Origin of the sequence: Lentzea sp. HUAS TT2 (genome assembly GCF_051853195.1) — a bacterium.
Taxonomy (GTDB): domain Bacteria; phylum Actinomycetota; class Actinomycetes; order Mycobacteriales; family Pseudonocardiaceae; genus Lentzea.
On record NZ_CP196667.1, the window covers coordinates 5,097,946 to 5,111,754 of the forward strand.

Annotated in this window: 14 protein-coding genes; 8 read left to right on the forward strand and 6 right to left on the reverse strand. The window is 70.0% G+C overall.

The window, feature by feature from the left end:
• The first annotated feature begins 28 nt into the window (after positions 1–28).
• Together ACSHWB_RS25600 and ACSHWB_RS25605 are read left to right on the forward strand one after the other, a co-directional pair.
• Positions 29–535: an RNA polymerase sigma factor gene (locus ACSHWB_RS25600; protein ID WP_439655814.1), complete on the forward strand. Its 507-nt coding sequence runs from the start codon at positions 29–31 to the stop codon at positions 533–535.
• A complete protein-coding gene (locus tag ACSHWB_RS25605; RefSeq protein ID WP_439655815.1) occupies positions 532–1,275 on the forward strand; it encodes a hypothetical protein in 744 nt (247 codons plus the stop codon). Before ACSHWB_RS25600 ends, ACSHWB_RS25605 begins: the two co-directional genes overlap by 4 nt.
• 42 nt (positions 1,276–1,317) lie before the next feature.
• Here ACSHWB_RS25605 and ACSHWB_RS25610 read toward each other — a convergent pair whose 3' ends face one another.
• Positions 1,318–4,497 (reverse strand): S8 family peptidase, encoded by a 3,180-nt coding sequence (locus tag ACSHWB_RS25610; RefSeq protein ID WP_439655816.1) that lies wholly within the window; start codon positions 4,495–4,497, stop codon positions 1,318–1,320.
• Between the two features lie 107 nt (positions 4,498–4,604).
• Here ACSHWB_RS25610 and ACSHWB_RS25615 point away from each other — a divergent pair, with 107 nt between their 5' ends.
• Entirely contained in the window at positions 4,605–5,093 is a 489-nt protein-coding gene (locus tag ACSHWB_RS25615) for an HIT family protein (protein ID WP_439655817.1), read from the forward strand.
• An 81-nt stretch (positions 5,094–5,174) separates the two neighbouring features.
• Here the strand turns inward: ACSHWB_RS25615 and ACSHWB_RS25620 are convergent, their stop codons facing one another.
• Together ACSHWB_RS25620 and ACSHWB_RS25625 are read right to left on the reverse strand one after the other, a co-directional pair.
• On the reverse strand, positions 5,175–5,681 hold the full coding sequence (locus ACSHWB_RS25620) for a GNAT family N-acetyltransferase (protein WP_439655818.1): 507 nt from the start codon (positions 5,679–5,681) through the stop codon (positions 5,175–5,177).
• A 92-nt stretch (positions 5,682–5,773) separates the two neighbouring features.
• A complete protein-coding gene (locus tag ACSHWB_RS25625) occupies positions 5,774–6,370 on the reverse strand; it encodes a TetR/AcrR family transcriptional regulator (protein ID WP_439655819.1) in 597 nt (198 codons plus the stop codon).
• Positions 6,371–6,441: 71 nt separating this feature from the next.
• Here ACSHWB_RS25625 and ACSHWB_RS25630 point away from each other — a divergent pair, with 71 nt between their 5' ends.
• Together ACSHWB_RS25630 and ACSHWB_RS25635 are read left to right on the forward strand one after the other, a co-directional pair.
• The gene (locus ACSHWB_RS25630) at positions 6,442–7,089 is read left to right on the forward strand and encodes an O-methyltransferase (protein ID WP_439655820.1); all 648 of its coding nucleotides are present in this window, start codon (positions 6,442–6,444) and stop codon (positions 7,087–7,089) included.
• Complete coding sequence (locus tag ACSHWB_RS25635; protein ID WP_439655821.1) at positions 7,082–7,243, forward strand: hypothetical protein; 162 nt, start codon at positions 7,082–7,084, stop codon at positions 7,241–7,243. The genes ACSHWB_RS25630 and ACSHWB_RS25635 overlap by 8 nt, the downstream gene beginning before the upstream one ends.
• Before the next feature lie 15 nt (positions 7,244–7,258).
• On the opposite strand, the gene ACSHWB_RS25640 is transcribed toward ACSHWB_RS25635, so the two are convergent.
• Both ACSHWB_RS25640 and ACSHWB_RS25645 read right to left on the reverse strand, forming a co-directional pair.
• Complete coding sequence (locus ACSHWB_RS25640) at positions 7,259–8,530, reverse strand: HRDC domain-containing protein (RefSeq protein WP_439655822.1); 1,272 nt, start codon at positions 8,528–8,530, stop codon at positions 7,259–7,261.
• A 70-nt stretch (positions 8,531–8,600) separates the two neighbouring features.
• Positions 8,601–9,317 (reverse strand): response regulator, encoded by a 717-nt coding sequence (locus tag ACSHWB_RS25645; RefSeq protein ID WP_015099292.1) that lies wholly within the window; start codon positions 9,315–9,317, stop codon positions 8,601–8,603.
• A 255-nt stretch (positions 9,318–9,572) separates the two neighbouring features.
• On the opposite strand from ACSHWB_RS25645, the gene ACSHWB_RS25650 reads away from it, so the two are divergent.
• Positions 9,573–10,718, forward strand: a complete 1,146-nt coding sequence (locus ACSHWB_RS25650; RefSeq protein ID WP_439655823.1) for a dipeptidase — start codon at positions 9,573–9,575, stop codon at positions 10,716–10,718.
• Here ACSHWB_RS25650 and ACSHWB_RS25655 read toward each other — a convergent pair.
• A complete protein-coding gene (locus ACSHWB_RS25655; RefSeq protein WP_229905701.1) occupies positions 10,715–11,263 on the reverse strand; it encodes a DUF3000 domain-containing protein in 549 nt (182 codons plus the stop codon). The two genes, ACSHWB_RS25650 and ACSHWB_RS25655, sit on opposite strands and share 4 nt — an antisense overlap.
• 72 nt (positions 11,264–11,335) lie before the next feature.
• Between ACSHWB_RS25655 and hemE the strand changes: the two genes are divergently transcribed.
• The gene (hemE, locus tag ACSHWB_RS25660) at positions 11,336–12,370 is read left to right on the forward strand and encodes a uroporphyrinogen decarboxylase (protein ID WP_439655824.1); all 1,035 of its coding nucleotides are present in this window, start codon (positions 11,336–11,338) and stop codon (positions 12,368–12,370) included.
• On the forward strand, positions 12,370–13,794 hold the full coding sequence (hemG, locus tag ACSHWB_RS25665) for a protoporphyrinogen oxidase (RefSeq protein ID WP_439655825.1): 1,425 nt from the start codon (positions 12,370–12,372) through the stop codon (positions 13,792–13,794). Before hemE ends, hemG begins: the two co-directional genes overlap by 1 nt.
• The last annotated feature ends 15 nt before the right edge of the window (positions 13,795–13,809 follow it).

The following is a 13,809-nucleotide window of genomic DNA, read 5'->3' on the forward strand; positions in this document are numbered from 1 at the left end:
CTGCCGGACATGTCCCGGGGTGGAGCAGGTGGACGTGGAACCGCGCCAGACGGGCTTCGAGGCCGTCGCGCAGGAGCTGATCGAGCCGCTGCGCCGGTACCTGGCGCGGCGGACCGATGCCGCGACCGCGGACGACGTGCTGTCCGAGACGCTGCTGGTCGCCTGGCGGCGGCGCGACGAGATGCCGGCCGAACCGCTGGCGTGGGCGTACGCCGTGGCGCGCAACTGTCTCGCCAACGCGGAACGGACGCGGCGCCGGCAGGACCGGTTGCTGGTGCGGATCTGGCAGCTCGCCAGACCTCCCGAGCACGCGCCGGCGCGCGACGACCCCGATCCGGGGCTGGCCAGGGCGCTCGCCCGGTTGTCCGTCGTGGACGCCGAGCTGATGCGGCTCTGGGCGTGGGAGGAGCTCGGTCCTGCCGAGATCGCCCAGGTCGTCGGGATGAGCGCCAACGCGGTCAGCATCCGCCTGCACCGGGCACGCCGGAAGTTGAAGTCCCTGCTGGACGAGCAGGCGGAAGGAGAGCGGCCATGACGGACGACGACCTGCGCGACCGGATGCGCCGCGCCGATCCGGCGGCCTCGCTGCGCCCGTTGCCCGAGGACGAGACGCGGCGGCTCGTGGCGGGGGCCGCGCTCGACGGTCCGGTGGCGCCGAGGTTCTCCTCGCGACGGCTGCCGGTGCTCGTCGGGGCGGCGGCCGTGATCGCGGTGGTCGCCGGGGTGCTCGTGCTGACCAGCGGCGGGTCCGAGCAGGTGCCGAGGCCCCAGGTCGCGTTGCCGACGTCGACCCAGCCCGGTCTGGAGAACGGTTCGGGCCTGCCCGACACCAGCGGCGGACGGCTGACGACCAGCGTCGCGCCGCCGTCCGGGACCAGCACGTCGCAGGTGCCGCCACCGGCCACCACCTCGTCCTCCGGCCGCAAGACCACGGTCGCGGTGCTCACCGAGGCCGTGGTGGATCCGGAGGTCCGGTGCCGCGCGCCGGAGGCGGGCGTGCTCGCGGAACGTGCGCAGATGGCGTTCGTGGCGACCGTCCTGCGGATCGAGGGCAACGTCGTGACGCTGCAGGTGCACCACGCCTGGCTCGGTGAGGCCGACCTCGTCGAGGTCAGGAACACCACCGGCGCGCCGGTGCTCGCCGGGTTCGAGCCCGAGGTCGGGCGGCGGTACCTCGTCGCGGCGAGCGACCTGCAGGTGATGGGCTGCGGCTACAGCGGACCCGACGAGCCGGGGCTGCGCGCCGTCTACGACGAGGCGTTCCCGAAGCGCTGAAGGAACGGCGATGCGCCTCGGTGGCGCATCGCCGTCCTGCGGTTACTTCGTCAGGTAGGCGTTGATCACGGTCTGGGTGACCGAGTCACCGCCCTTGCCCACGGCCGTCGCCCGCAGCGAGACGCTGCCGCCCTTGCCGGGGTTGACCACGAACAGCGAGTCGCCGAACACCAGCGTCTTCTGCCAGGTCGCGCCCTTGTCGTAGGACACCTGCGCGGTCAGCGACCTCGTCTTGCCCTGAACGGTCAGCGGGATGCGCTGGAACCGGTGCGCGGGCAGCGTTCCGTCGAGGCCGAGCTCCGGCGTGAACCTGACCATCGACAACGGCACCTGCGTGACGCTCGGCGTCGTGGCCGAGTCGAAGCCCCACGTCGTCGTGACCGACGTGCTGATCGCCGCGACACCCGAGCGGTTCGCGGTGGTCGTCAGCTCGTAGCGGCCGGGAGCCTCCGGCATCGAGAAGAACGTCTCCAGGTCCAGCGGCCGGTCGGTCGAGTCGACCACCTTGCCGCCGAGCTTCAGCACCGTCGATCCCGAGTCGACGACCGAACCGCCGGAGCGGCCCTGCCCGTCGGCGAAGAACGGCAGGCTGCCGAAGAGGATGTCCCCGTCGCGGAAGAGGCCGACGCGGCGCTCGTTCGTCAGCAGCGGGCCGAAGACGCCGGTGTTGAACGTCTTCTTGTAGGTGCGGCCCGGCTTGAACTGCTCGTTCTCCGAGTTCCAGTACGCCTCGGTCGTGTCGCCGTGGTCCTGCTCGAAGCGCAGGCTCCAGGTGTTGTTGGGGGAGTGCAGGTTGATCTTCCGCGTGTGCGGCAGCGCGTACCCGAACGCGACCCCGAACAACGGGCTGTCGCCGACCTCGGCCTGCGCGTGCACGTAGCCGGTGCGTCCCGCGGCGGTGGCGCCCGCGGAGGCCGTGATGGTCACGAGGTCCTTGGACTTCAACTGCTTGCGGTAGCCCGTCCAGAACCTCGTGAGCGTCGTGTTCTGGTCGACGACGTGGAACTCCTCGCGATCGGCACCGGTGTACGAGGCGATGATCAGCTCGTTCATCTCGCCGGACTTGCCATCTGGGCCGACGTGCGCGGTGCTCAGGGCACTGAGCGGCACACCCAGCAGACCGAAGCCGTACTCCATCGACGGCATCTTGTGGCCGACCCTGATGTACGAGTGGCGTTCGCTCGGCTTGCCCGGCAGCCCGATGTCGACGGGCTTGGCCTGGCGGGCGTCGAGCGTGACCGTGGTGTCGGCGCTGATCTCGATGTTCGTGCCGTTGAACCAGTTGTAGTACGGGTTCGGCTGGTCGGGGCTGACCCACTCGTGGCCGTTGAGCAGGTAGCGGCCCTTGGCCACGCGCAGGGTCTCCAGACCGGTGCCGAGGCCGGCGAACGCGCCCTGCGCCTCCCCGGAGACGCCCTGCAGGCTCGCACCCCAGTTCGTGGCGGGCTTGCCGTCGCGGCCGATCGACTTGATCGTGAGGGAGTAGCGCTCGGGTTCACGCGTCACGGCCGCAGGGGTGACCACGGACTGGTCGCCGCCGCTCGCGTTGATGTACGCGCTGAACGTGCCGGACGCGTCACCGCCGATCTTCGTGTCCGCGGTCAGAGTGGTGGTGGCCGTGCCGTGTGCGGGCACGGTGAGAGAGGCGTCCTTCAGCGTGAAGAAGCCTTGCGGCGCAGTCGTGTCGACTTTGAGCGTGAGAGTGACCGGCTGGTCGCCCTGGTTGCTGTAGACGACGTTCCGTGTCATCGCGACGTCGTCGTGGTGCGGCCACAACGCCGTGCCGAAGGAGACCGAACCGGACGAGACGGTCTGCTTGATCGCCTTGGCGACGTCCGCGCGGCCGGCGCCTTGTTCGAACGGGGTGTGCGCGCCGGGCTTCGCGGACGCCATCAGCGCGGCCTTGATCTGGTCGTCGCGCCAGTCGGGGTGCACCTGGGCCAGGATCGCCGCCGCGCCCGTGACGTGCGGGGTGGCCATCGACGTGCCGCTCAGCGCGATGTAGCCCTCTGCCGGGCTGGGCCTGGTCTCGCCGAGCCTGCCCGCCGCCGCGGCGCCGATGTCGACGCCGGGCGCGGTGATGTCCGGCTTGATCGCGCCGTCACCTTCGCGCGGACCGGTGCTCGAGAAGCTCGCGAGCTTGTCGTCGCGATCCACGGCACCGACGGTGAGCGCCGCGTCCGCGCTGCCGGGGGAGCCGACGGAGTTCGGTCCGGCGTTGCCCGAAGCGATGACGAACAGCGTGCCGGTCTCCTGCGAGAGCCTGTTGATCAGGATCTCCATCGGGTCCAGCAACGGGCCGTCCGTGCCGCCGAGGCTCATGTTGACGACGTCCGCCTGCTGCTCGACCGCCCACTCGATGCCCGCGAGGATCCCCGACTCGTAGCCGGACCCGTCGTCGCCGAGCACCTTGCCGTCGAGGATGCGCGCGCCAGGCGCCACTCCCTTGAACTTCCCGCCCGACTTGGCCCCGGTGCCGGCCGCGATGGACGCGACGTGCGTGCCGTGCCCGACGCGGTCCTGGTTGTCGGGGGAGTCGGTGAAGTTCTTCTCCGCGACCTCCTGCGTGGCGAGGTCCGGATGCGTGTTGTCGACGCCGGTGTCCAGCACGGCGATCTTCACGCCCTTGCCGTCGAACCCGGCCTGCCACGCCTGCGGCGCGCCGATCTGGGCGGTGCTGCGGTCGAGCGCGGCCTTGTGGACCGCGTCCAGCCAGATCGTGGGCTTCTGCGCCTGACGGGCGCCGGCCAGCGACTTCCACACGTCCGGCGCCGTCTCGGCGGTCACCGTGACGGCGTCCACGCCGATGCGGCTGAACGAACGCGCGCTCTGCAGGCCCGAGCCCGCCGACACGAGCAGGCCGAGACCCTTGCGCTTGGTGTACTCGGGCCTGCTCAGGAGTGCGAGGTCGAACAGGCGCCGGTCGAGCCTGCCCTCGGTGATCATCGGCTCCACGTCGGCGGGCACGGCGTAGTGGTGCGCGCCGTCCTCTCTCGTGGAGACCATGATGTGTTCACGGCCCGGTGCTGCCTTGAACTGCTGGGGCTTGCCCTTGTCGTCGGTGAGCACCTGGTCACCCGTGATGAGGGTGATCCACTGCTGCTGGGACGGTCGGCTCGTGCCCACGGTGACGTCGGCCGTGGTCGCGGCGGCGGGGGTGGCGCCGCTCAGGGCCGTGGCCAGCACGACGCCGGCCACGGCGAGGGGGAGATGAGGTTTCAAGGGAGGCCTCTCCTAGGGACGGACAACTCCTCGGCGGCATATGTCCGTCACCTCGCCCCGATATTTCGCAACGGCAACTGTCAACAGTCGTCGGGTACAGCTGGATCATGACCAGCCGCGTGCCCTGGGACCCCGACAACTACCTCGCGCTCGCCCGCCGGGCCTGCTTCGTCTGCGAGCTCCTCGTCGGCAACCCGGACTACCCGCACCACGTCGCCCACCGCGATGAGGTCGCGATCGTCTTCGCGAGCAGGTTCCCGTCGGTGGCCGGCCACTTCCTCGTGGCGCCGGTCGACCACCGCGAGCACGCCGTCACCGACTTCACGCCCGACGAGTACGCGGCGATCCAACGGGTCGTGCACCGCGCGGGCGTGGCCTTGAGCGAACTGCTGCCCGTCGAGCGGCTCTACGTCCTGTCGCTCGGCAGCCAGCAGGCCAACCGGCACGTCCACTGGCACCTCGCGCCGCTGCCGCCGGGAGTGCCTTACGAAGATCAGCAGATCGCCTTGTTCGAGGCTTCTCGCGGGCATCTCGACCTGCCCGACGACGAGGTCGCCGACCTCGCCCGGCGGCTCGGCGAGCGCATGGCCCACTGATATATCGGCCGATATATCAGTTCGGCGCCTGTTCTGAACTGCTGCTTAGCAATGACTCTTTGGACTTCGTCCGCAAACGAGTCATTGCAAGGGATGCCCGGAGGGGAAGTGGAGGAGCCAGCGGACCTCGCCGTCGTGGAGCTCGTCGGTGGCGGTGAGGCCGACCGCCGTGGCCACGGCGGCGGAGGCGTGGTGGTCGGGGTGGATGTGCGCGATCACGGTGCGGACGGGTTCGGTGGCGAGCCACGCGACGAGGCCTTGGGCTGCCTCGCGGGCGATGCCGCGGCCCTGCCACGGCGTGCCGACCACCCATGCGATCTCGGCCGACTGGTCGGCGAGGGTGATCGTCGCCTGGACGGTGCCGGCCAGGCGGTGGTCGTCGCGGAGTCTGATCACCCAGTTCAGCCATCGCACGGCCGGGTCGGGGGAGCCTTCGGCCAGGCGCCGGTAGCGGGTGAGGAGTGCCTCGGGGGTGAGCGGGGTGCCGCCGGTGAAGGTGTGCAGGGCCGGGTCGGACAGCACCGCGGCCATCTCGGCGGCGTGTTCGGGGAGCAGCGGGAGCAGGTCGAGGCGGGTGGTGCTGATCATCGCGCGCTGCCTTTGCAATGAGTCATTTGCGGACGAAGTCCAAAGAGTGGTTGCTAAGGAGCAGGTCGGGCGGATGTGGGGTGGGCGATATATCAGTTCGGGCGGTGGTGGCGGTGCAGGAAGGCCGCTACGAGGTTGTCGGTGAACGTGCGTGGCACGGGGGAGCCGGTGACCAGGACGCGGTAGTAGACGGGGCCGACCAGGTGGTCCAGGGCCTCGTCGACGTCGAGGTCGGCGGGGAGTTCGCCGCGTTCGACGGCGCGCTGCAGGGGGAGGCGGTCTCGGGTGCGTTGGTGGCTCAGGTGGTCGTCGCGGAGTCTGGTCGCCAGCTGTGGGTCGTGCTGGGCCTGGCCGGTCAGGGCCCGGAACACCGCGCCTGGGTCTGAGTCGGTGAGGAACTCGGCCAGGTTTGCCAGGTGGGTGCGCAGGTCGGCGCCCAGGTCGCCGTGGTCCGCCGGGGTGAGGTGTTCGGCCATGTCCTCGGTGAAGGCCTCCAGCAGGACGTCGACCTTGGACGGCCACCAGCGGTAGATCGTCTGTTTCGCCACGCCCGCGCGTGCGGCTATGCCCTCGATGGTCACGCCGGCGAAGCCGCGTTCGGCCAGCAGGTCGTCGGCTGCCTCCAGGACTGCCTGGCGCGCTTCGACGCTGCGTCCGTGCCGGTTTCCGCGGTGTGCGGTGTTGCCCATCGGCCACCTCCCAGGAGCCGTACCTTAGTCAGGGCTAGTCTAGACGCAACGTTGCGTCTACTCTGGCGGCCATGACCATCACGTTGCACGAGCCTCGGGTTCGTTCGGTTCTTGATCGGCTCTTCGGGGCTGCCGCGTCTGACGACGACCACTTCGATGCGGCGAAGTGGGGGGATCTGCGGTCGGCTGGGGCGCAGGAGCGTGCTGAAGCGCTGGCCGGGGTTTACATGCCGATCTCTGCTCGCGGGGGAGATCTGCTTTACGGGCTGGTGCGGGCAAGCCGGCCGGATGTCGTGGTCGAGTTCGGGACTTCGTTCGGCATTTCGACGCTTTACCTGGCGGCGGCTGTCGCCGACAACGGCAAGGGGCACGTGTACGGGACCGAGATGTCCGAGGTGAAGGTCGCCACCGCGCGGAAGAACCTCGACGAGGCGGGGCTCGGGGGTGTCGCGACGGTCCTGCCGGGCGATGCGCGTCGCACGCTCGCGGACCTCAAGGGGCCCATAGGGCTGGTGTTGCTCGACGGGTGGAAGGAGCTTTGCCTGCCGGTGTTGCGGGACCTGGAGTCCCGGCTCGCGCCTGGGGCGCTTGTTGTTGCCGACGACATCGACCAGGAGTCGATGGCCGGGTATCTGGACTATGTGCGTGATCCGGCCAACGGGTACGTCAGCGTCGCGTTTCCGGTCGAAGACGGCATGGAGATCAGCTGTCGTGCGTGATCGGCTCGGTGCAGCGCAACGGCGGGTGACGGCCGCCGCGCTGATCGCGCGCCCGTTCGACACGTTGACGACGGCACTCGGCGGCGCACTGGGGATGACCAGGCGCGAGGACGTCGAGGCCGTCGTCAACGCACGACTGAACGGGTGGCCCTAGCTGATATATCGGATATCAGTCAGCGGGAGGTGCTGGGGCAGGCGCGGGTGCTGTTGCGGCCAGCGCCTTCGTCAGGGCTTCCAGGGTGAGGTCGACCTGCCACGACCTCGCTCCGCCGTCACGCAGCACGGAGGCCACGGACTCGGGGGAGAGGTCGGCCGGCGGTTGCCAGCAGGTGCGGCGCACGAGGTCGGGCAGCAGCAGGTTCTCCACCGGGAGGGTGTTGGCCTCCGCGATGGTCGCCAGTGCCGCCCTGGTCGCTGCCAGGCGGGCCGCGGCGTCCGGGTCCTTGTCCGCCCAGCGGTTGGGCGGGGGCGGGCCGTCGTGCTGGCCTGCGGGCTCCGGGAGCTCGGCCTTCGTCAAGGCTGCTGCCTTGCGCACGGCGTTCATCCACACGCCGGACATGCGGCGCTGGGAGCGGCCGCGGAAGACCGGCAGAGCGAGCAGCTCGGCCTCGTTGGCGGGGTTGCGGGCGGCGGCCTCCATCAGGGCGGAGTCCGGGAGGACTCGGCCTGGGGCGATGTCGCGTTCGCGGGCCACGGTGTCCCGGGCTTCCCACAGCGAACGGACCAGGGCCAGCTGCCTCTGGTTGCGCACGCGGTGAATCCCCGACGTGCGCCGCCAGGGGTCGGTACGGGGACGCGGCAATGGCGCCGTCCGCACCGCCTCGAACTCTTCGAGCGCCCAGGCGAGCTTGCCCTGGCGCTCCAGCTCGGTTTCGAGAACGTCGCGCAGCTGCACGAGCAGCTCCACGTCGAGAGCGGCATACGTCAGCCAGTCGGCAGGAAGGGGCCGGCGCGACCAGTCGGCCGCGCCGTGCCCCTTCTCGAGCCTAAAACCGAGTAGCCGTTCCACCAGCGTGCCCAGTGCGACACGTTCGAACCCAGCCAGCCTGCCCGCCAGCTCGGTGTCGAACAGCACGCCGGGACGCAGCCCGAGTTCAGCGAGGCACGGCAGGTCCTGAGACGCCGCGTGCAACACCCACTCGGTGCCATCCAACGCCTGCACCAGCGGGTCTAGCCGTCCGCCTAGGGCGATCGGGTCGACCAGCCATGTGCCGGCGCCTTCCCGGCGCAGTTGCACCAGATAGGCACGCTGTGAGTAGCGATAGCCCGAGGCTCGCTCGGTGTCCACCGCGACCGGGCCCTTCGCCCCGGCGAGCGCATCAGCGGCTCGCCGGAGCGCAGCTGGATCGGCGACCACGGGCGGGACCCCATCAGCAGGTTCCGTCAGCGGTACCGGTTCTGGTCCGGTTGGTGCGGTTGGCTCGTCGGCGGGTACATCCACAGCGGATGACCCTACGACGATCGCACCACTCACAGGTGTTCTCGGCCGGTTCAGTGCTTCAAACCGGTATCTAACGGATCACGCCGGCACGCATTGCCAGCGCGACCATCTGAGCGCGATCTCCTGTGCCCAGCTTCCGGCCGATCCGCGACAGGTGAGACTTCACCGTCAACGCGGACAGGCTCAGAGCCTCGCCGATCTCCTTGTTGCTCTGGCCATCGGCGACCAGCTGGAGCACCTCGACCTCACGCGCGGAGAGTTCCCGCGGCGTGTTGTCCGTGCCCGGCACCCGAGTACCCGCTGCGAGTACTGGTGCCACGCTCGGATCTGCGTAAACGCCACCATCGAGAACCCTGCGCACCCCGTCGGTGACCACCATCGGCGAGGCGGACTTCAGGAGGTACGCCTGGGCGCCCGCCTGGAAGGCCGACCTGACCGCGTAGGGGTCGTCGGAGGATGCGAGGACCACGATGCGGGGCCAGCCCTGGGCACGGAGTTCCGTGACCAGGTCGATGCCGGTGCCATCCGGCAGACCCAGATCGAGGATCGCGAGGTCGCAAGGACCGGTAGCAAGTGCCCGCGCCCGAGCCTCTGCCACCGATGCGGCCTCATGCACTGTCCCGGCTCCCATTTGGGTGAGCCGAGCTGATATCGCCTCCCTCAGCAGTGGGTGGTCGTCGACCACCAGCACTGAAAAAAGCTCTTCCCGCGGGTGCGGGACCATGTTCGCCGGCAACGAGCCGGCTGGCGTGGTACGAACGGCCTGACCTAAGCCGACGGCAGCCACGTCACTACCTCCCTGGAGTCGGTCGTGCCCCCCGACCGGCACCGGAGACTTTCGTCCAATCAGCCGCGCCACTGATCGACCGAAAGTGGTGTCGTCTGGGGCAGCGTAGCCGCCCATGCGGGTCTACGGGACGATCAATCGGGTATCTATCCCTATTGAGTTGTGACAGATGGCCCCATGTGTCACACGATTGGATGACAACTAGATAGGGGGTGTAACGCGAGCCCCTCTCAGAACGACATCTTGGAGTTGGTTGTGTCTAGTAGTTCTGGTGTCGAGCGAGCGCGGGCCCTGCTGCGGCGTGAGCCCCTCGTCGACGGCCACAACGACCTCCCGTGGGCCCTGCGCGAGTTCGGCGACGGAACGGGCGAGGACGTCTACTCGACCGCCGCGAAGATCGATCTCACCGAACGTCACCCCAGCCTGCACACGGACCTCGTGAAAATGCGCGAGGGCGGCTTGGGGATGCAGTTCTGGTCCGTCTGGATTCCCGGCAGGCTGGCAGGCGACGGAGCCGTCACCGCCGTGCTGGAGCAGGTCGAACTGGTCTACGAGCTGGCGGAGCGGTACTCCGACCGCCTCGGCATTGCGACGACCGCCGCCGAAGCTGAAAAAGTTTTCGCCTCCGGGCGTGTCGCTTCTCTCCTCGGGGCCGAGGGCGGACATTCCATCAACTCTTCACTCGGTGTCCTGCGCGCCCTGCGCCGCCTGGGCGTCCGCTACATGACACTGACCCACAACGACAACACCCCGTGGGCCGACAGCGCCACTGACCAGCCAGAACACGGCGGGCTGACGGAGTTCGGCCGCGACGTCGTGCGCGAGATGAACCGGATCGGCATGCTCGTCGACCTGAGCCACGTCGCGCCCAGCACGATGCACGCCGCGCTCGAGACGAGCGTCAAGCCCGTGATCTTCAGCCATTCGTCGTGCCGTCAGGTTGCGGACCACCCGCGCAACATTCCGGACGACGTCCTGGGCAAGCTGCGGGCAAATGGCGGTGTGGCCATGATCACATTCGTGCCGAGCTTCGTGTCGCCCCGTTTCGCTGAATGGGACGCAGCCCTTCGTGACGCCATGACGGCGGCCGGCGCGAACCACGCCGACATGGACGAGCGCAAGACGTTCGGTGAGAAGTGGACCGTCGACCACCCGGCGCCGGATGCCACGCTCGACGACGTCGTCGCGCACGTCGAGCACGCGCGCGAGGTCGTCGGCATCGACCACATCGGCGTCGGCGGCGACTACGACGGTGTGCAGGCGCTCCCGCAGGGGCTCGAGGACGTCTCGACGTACCCGAACCTCTTCGGCGCGCTGCTCGACAAGGGCTGGTCCGAGGACGACTGCGCCAAGCTCGCGGGCAGGAACATCCTCCGAGTCCTGCGGGACGCGGACGCCTAGGGCTGGCGCTGCCCGAAGAGGGTGACGCCGACCGGCGGCAGCCCCACGGCCGTCGCCATCAGCTCGTAGAACGCGGTGCCGTGCTCGGCGAGTTCCCCGTCGAGCGCGGTCCACGACGCGCGCAGCTCCAGATCATCGGTGCGCGCGGGACCGGCGATGTCGCCGAACCGGGCCGACGACGTCTGCGTCACGGTGCCGCCGAGAGCGGTGAACCCGGCCCCGGACTGCTCCAGCGCCTCGGTCAGCCACGACCACCCGACCTCGGGCAGCAGGGGATCCGACGCCAGCTCGTGGTCGAGCTCGACGCGCACGTACGCCACGACGCGCAGGACACCGCCCCACGCCTCGTCGCCGTCCGGATCGTGCAGCAGCACGAGCCTTCCGGTCGACAGTTCGTCCGACGGGCCGGTGACCTCAGCCGTCAGCGCGTACGCCCACGGAGCGAGCCGCTGCGGTGGGCGAACTTCGGTGAGTTCGATCTCGGGCCTGTGGCGAACCGACTTGAGCGTCCCCACCGCCCGGCGGAAGATTTCCGGCTCGGTCACACAACTGACTGTATGCCTCGCAATCCGGCCGAGTGACGGCGGCACGCCGGGACGTGGGACCATGAAAGAGATATGACTTCCACGGCACCCCTCCTCGTGGCCGCTCATGGCGGCACCCCGTCGCACACCCCTGTCTGGTTCATGAGGCAGGCGGGACGGTCGCTGCCCGAGTACCGGGCACTCCGCCAGGGCACCGCGATGCTCGACGCCTGCATGGACCCGGAGATGGTCTGCGAGATCACCATGCAGCCCGTCCGGCGGCACGGCGTCGACGGCGCGATCCTCTTCTCCGACATCGTGGTGCCGCTCAAGGCCGCCGGTGTCGACCTCGACATCGTCGCGGGCACCGGCCCCGTCGTCGCGAACCCGGTCAGGACGCTCGAGGACGTGCGGGCTCTCCCCGAGCTGCACGCCGAGCAGGTCCAGCCGGTCGCGGACGCGATCGGGTTGCTGCTCAAGGAACTCCCGCAGGACGTCGCCCTGATCGGGTTCGCGGGCGCGCCGTTCACGCTGGCCTCCTACCTGGTCGAGGGCGGGCCCAGCAAGAACCACGAGCGCACCAAGGCGCTCATGCACGGCAACCCCGAGCTGTGGCACGCGCTGCTCGCCAAGATCGCGGACGTCACGACGGCGTTCCTGCACGCGCAGGTCGACGCGGGCGTGCAGGCGGTCCAGCTGTTCGACTCGTGGGCGGGCGCGCTGTCCGAGCGCGACTACCGCGAGTTCGTTCTGCCGCACTCGAAGCGCGTCCTGGAGACGATCACGACGGTGCCGCGCATCCACTTCGGCGTCGGCACCGGTGAGCTGCTGCCCGCCATGCGCGAGGCCGGCGCGGACGTCGTCGGCGTCGACTGGCGCCTTCCCCTGGACGTCGCCGTGGCGCGGCTCCAGCAGGCGAACCCCGAGTTGCCGAAGCCGGTGGTGCAGGGCAACCTCGACCCGGCGCTGTTCTTCGCGGGCTTCGAGGCCGTCGAACGCGAGGTGCGCCGCATCCACGCCGAGGGCAAGGCCGCCGCGGGCCACATCTTCAACCTCGGCCACGGCGTGCTGCCCGACACCGATCCGGAGATCATCACCCGGACCGTCGAACTGATCCACAGCTTGTAATGCACGCCAGAGCGCCGCACGTCGCCGTCGTCGGGGGAGGCATCTCCGGTCTGGCCGCCGCACACCGGTTGCGGATGCTGCTCGGACCGGACGCGCGGATCACCGTGATCGAGCAGTCCGACCGGCTCGGCGGCAAGCTGCGCACCACCGAGCTCGCCGGCGTGCGGTTCGACGTGGGCGCGGAGGCGTTCCTGCACCGCAAGCCGGAGGCGCAGGAGCTGATCAACGAGGTCGGGCTCGCCGACCACGTCGTGCACCCGACGGCCGCGAAGGCGAGCGTGCACGCGGCCGGGCGCACGCACCAGCTGCCGGCGCACACGTTCATGGGCGTCCCGGCGAGCGTCGAGACCGTGCGGCACATGTTGTCGTCCGAGGGCGCGCTGCGCGTCGAGATGGAACCGACGCTGCCGCCGATCGAGCTCAAGGGTGACGTCGCCGTCGGCCTCCTGATGAAGGAGCGGTTCGGCCCCGAGGTCGCGGACCGCCTCGTCAGCCCGTTGCTGGGCGGCGTCTACGCGGGCCGCGCGGACGAGCTGGGCCTGCGCGCCACGATGCCGCAGATCGCGACGCTGCTGGACAAGGGCGTCGGCTCGCTGCTCGCGGCCGCCGCGATGATGATGCCCGCCCCGCCGCAGGCCCGTTCCGCACGACCGCCGGTGTTCGCGTCGCTGAACAACGGTGTGTCGTCGCTCGTCGACAGGCTCGCCGAGGTCGCGAGGCCCGAGGTCCGGCTGGGTCTGCCGGTCCGCGTGCTGTCGTGGCTCGGTGCCGGCTGGCGCCTGGAGATCGGCTCGGCCGCGACCCCGGAGTACCTGGAGTGCGACGGTGTCGTGCTCGCGGTTCCAGCGCCGTCCGCGCGCAAGCTGCTGCACGAGATCGCCCCGCAGGTGTCCGCCGCGTACGGCAAGGTCGAGGTCGCCTCGATGGCCGTCGTCGCGCTGGCGCTACCGCCGGGCACCGAGCTGCCGGACCGTTCCGGCATCCTCATCGCGGAGGGGGAGCGGTACTCCGATCGCATCACCCCGTTCACCGCCAAGGCGTTCACGTTCTCCAGCCGCAAGTGGGCTCACTACGGCGAACCGGTCATCCTGCGCGGCTCGGTCGGGCGGCACGGCGAGACGGCGCTCCTGCAGCGCAGCGACGCCGACCTGGTCAAGGCCGTGCGCAACGACCTGCGCGAACTGACCGGGATCAACACCGCGCCGATCGACTACGTGGTGCAGCGCTGGGGCGGCGGGCTGCCGCAGTACGGCGTCGGCCACGTCGACCTGGTGGACACCATCGAACGCGGCATCGCCGAGGTGCCGGGCCTCTCCGTCGCCGGCGCCACCCTGCACGGCGTGGGCGTTCCCGCCTGCATCGCGACCGCCGACGCGGCCGCCGCCCGTGTCGCAGCACACCTGCTGGGCCGCGTTCGTCGTTGAGGGGCCCGTGCCAAG

What these genes read in the sequence shown, in the direction of transcription:
- ACSHWB_RS25605 (WP_439655815.1), top strand. Translation starts at nt 532, where the DNA reads ATGACGGACGACGACCTGCGCGACCGGATGCGCCGCGCCGATCCGGCG.
- ACSHWB_RS25615 (WP_439655817.1), top strand. Translation starts at nt 4,605, where the DNA reads ATGACCAGCCGCGTGCCCTGGGACCCCGACAACTACCTCGCGCTCGCC.
- ACSHWB_RS25620 (WP_439655818.1), bottom strand. Translation starts at nt 5,681, where the DNA reads ATGATCAGCACCACCCGCCTCGACCTGCTCCCGCTGCTCCCCGAACAC.
- ACSHWB_RS25625 (WP_439655819.1), bottom strand. Translation starts at nt 6,370, where the DNA reads ATGGGCAACACCGCACACCGCGGAAACCGGCACGGACGCAGCGTCGAA.
- ACSHWB_RS25630 (WP_439655820.1), top strand. Translation starts at nt 6,442, where the DNA reads ATGACCATCACGTTGCACGAGCCTCGGGTTCGTTCGGTTCTTGATCGG.
- hemE (WP_439655824.1), top strand. Translation starts at nt 11,336, where the DNA reads ATGACTTCCACGGCACCCCTCCTCGTGGCCGCTCATGGCGGCACCCCG.
- hemG (WP_439655825.1), top strand. Translation starts at nt 12,370, where the DNA reads ATGCACGCCAGAGCGCCGCACGTCGCCGTCGTCGGGGGAGGCATCTCC.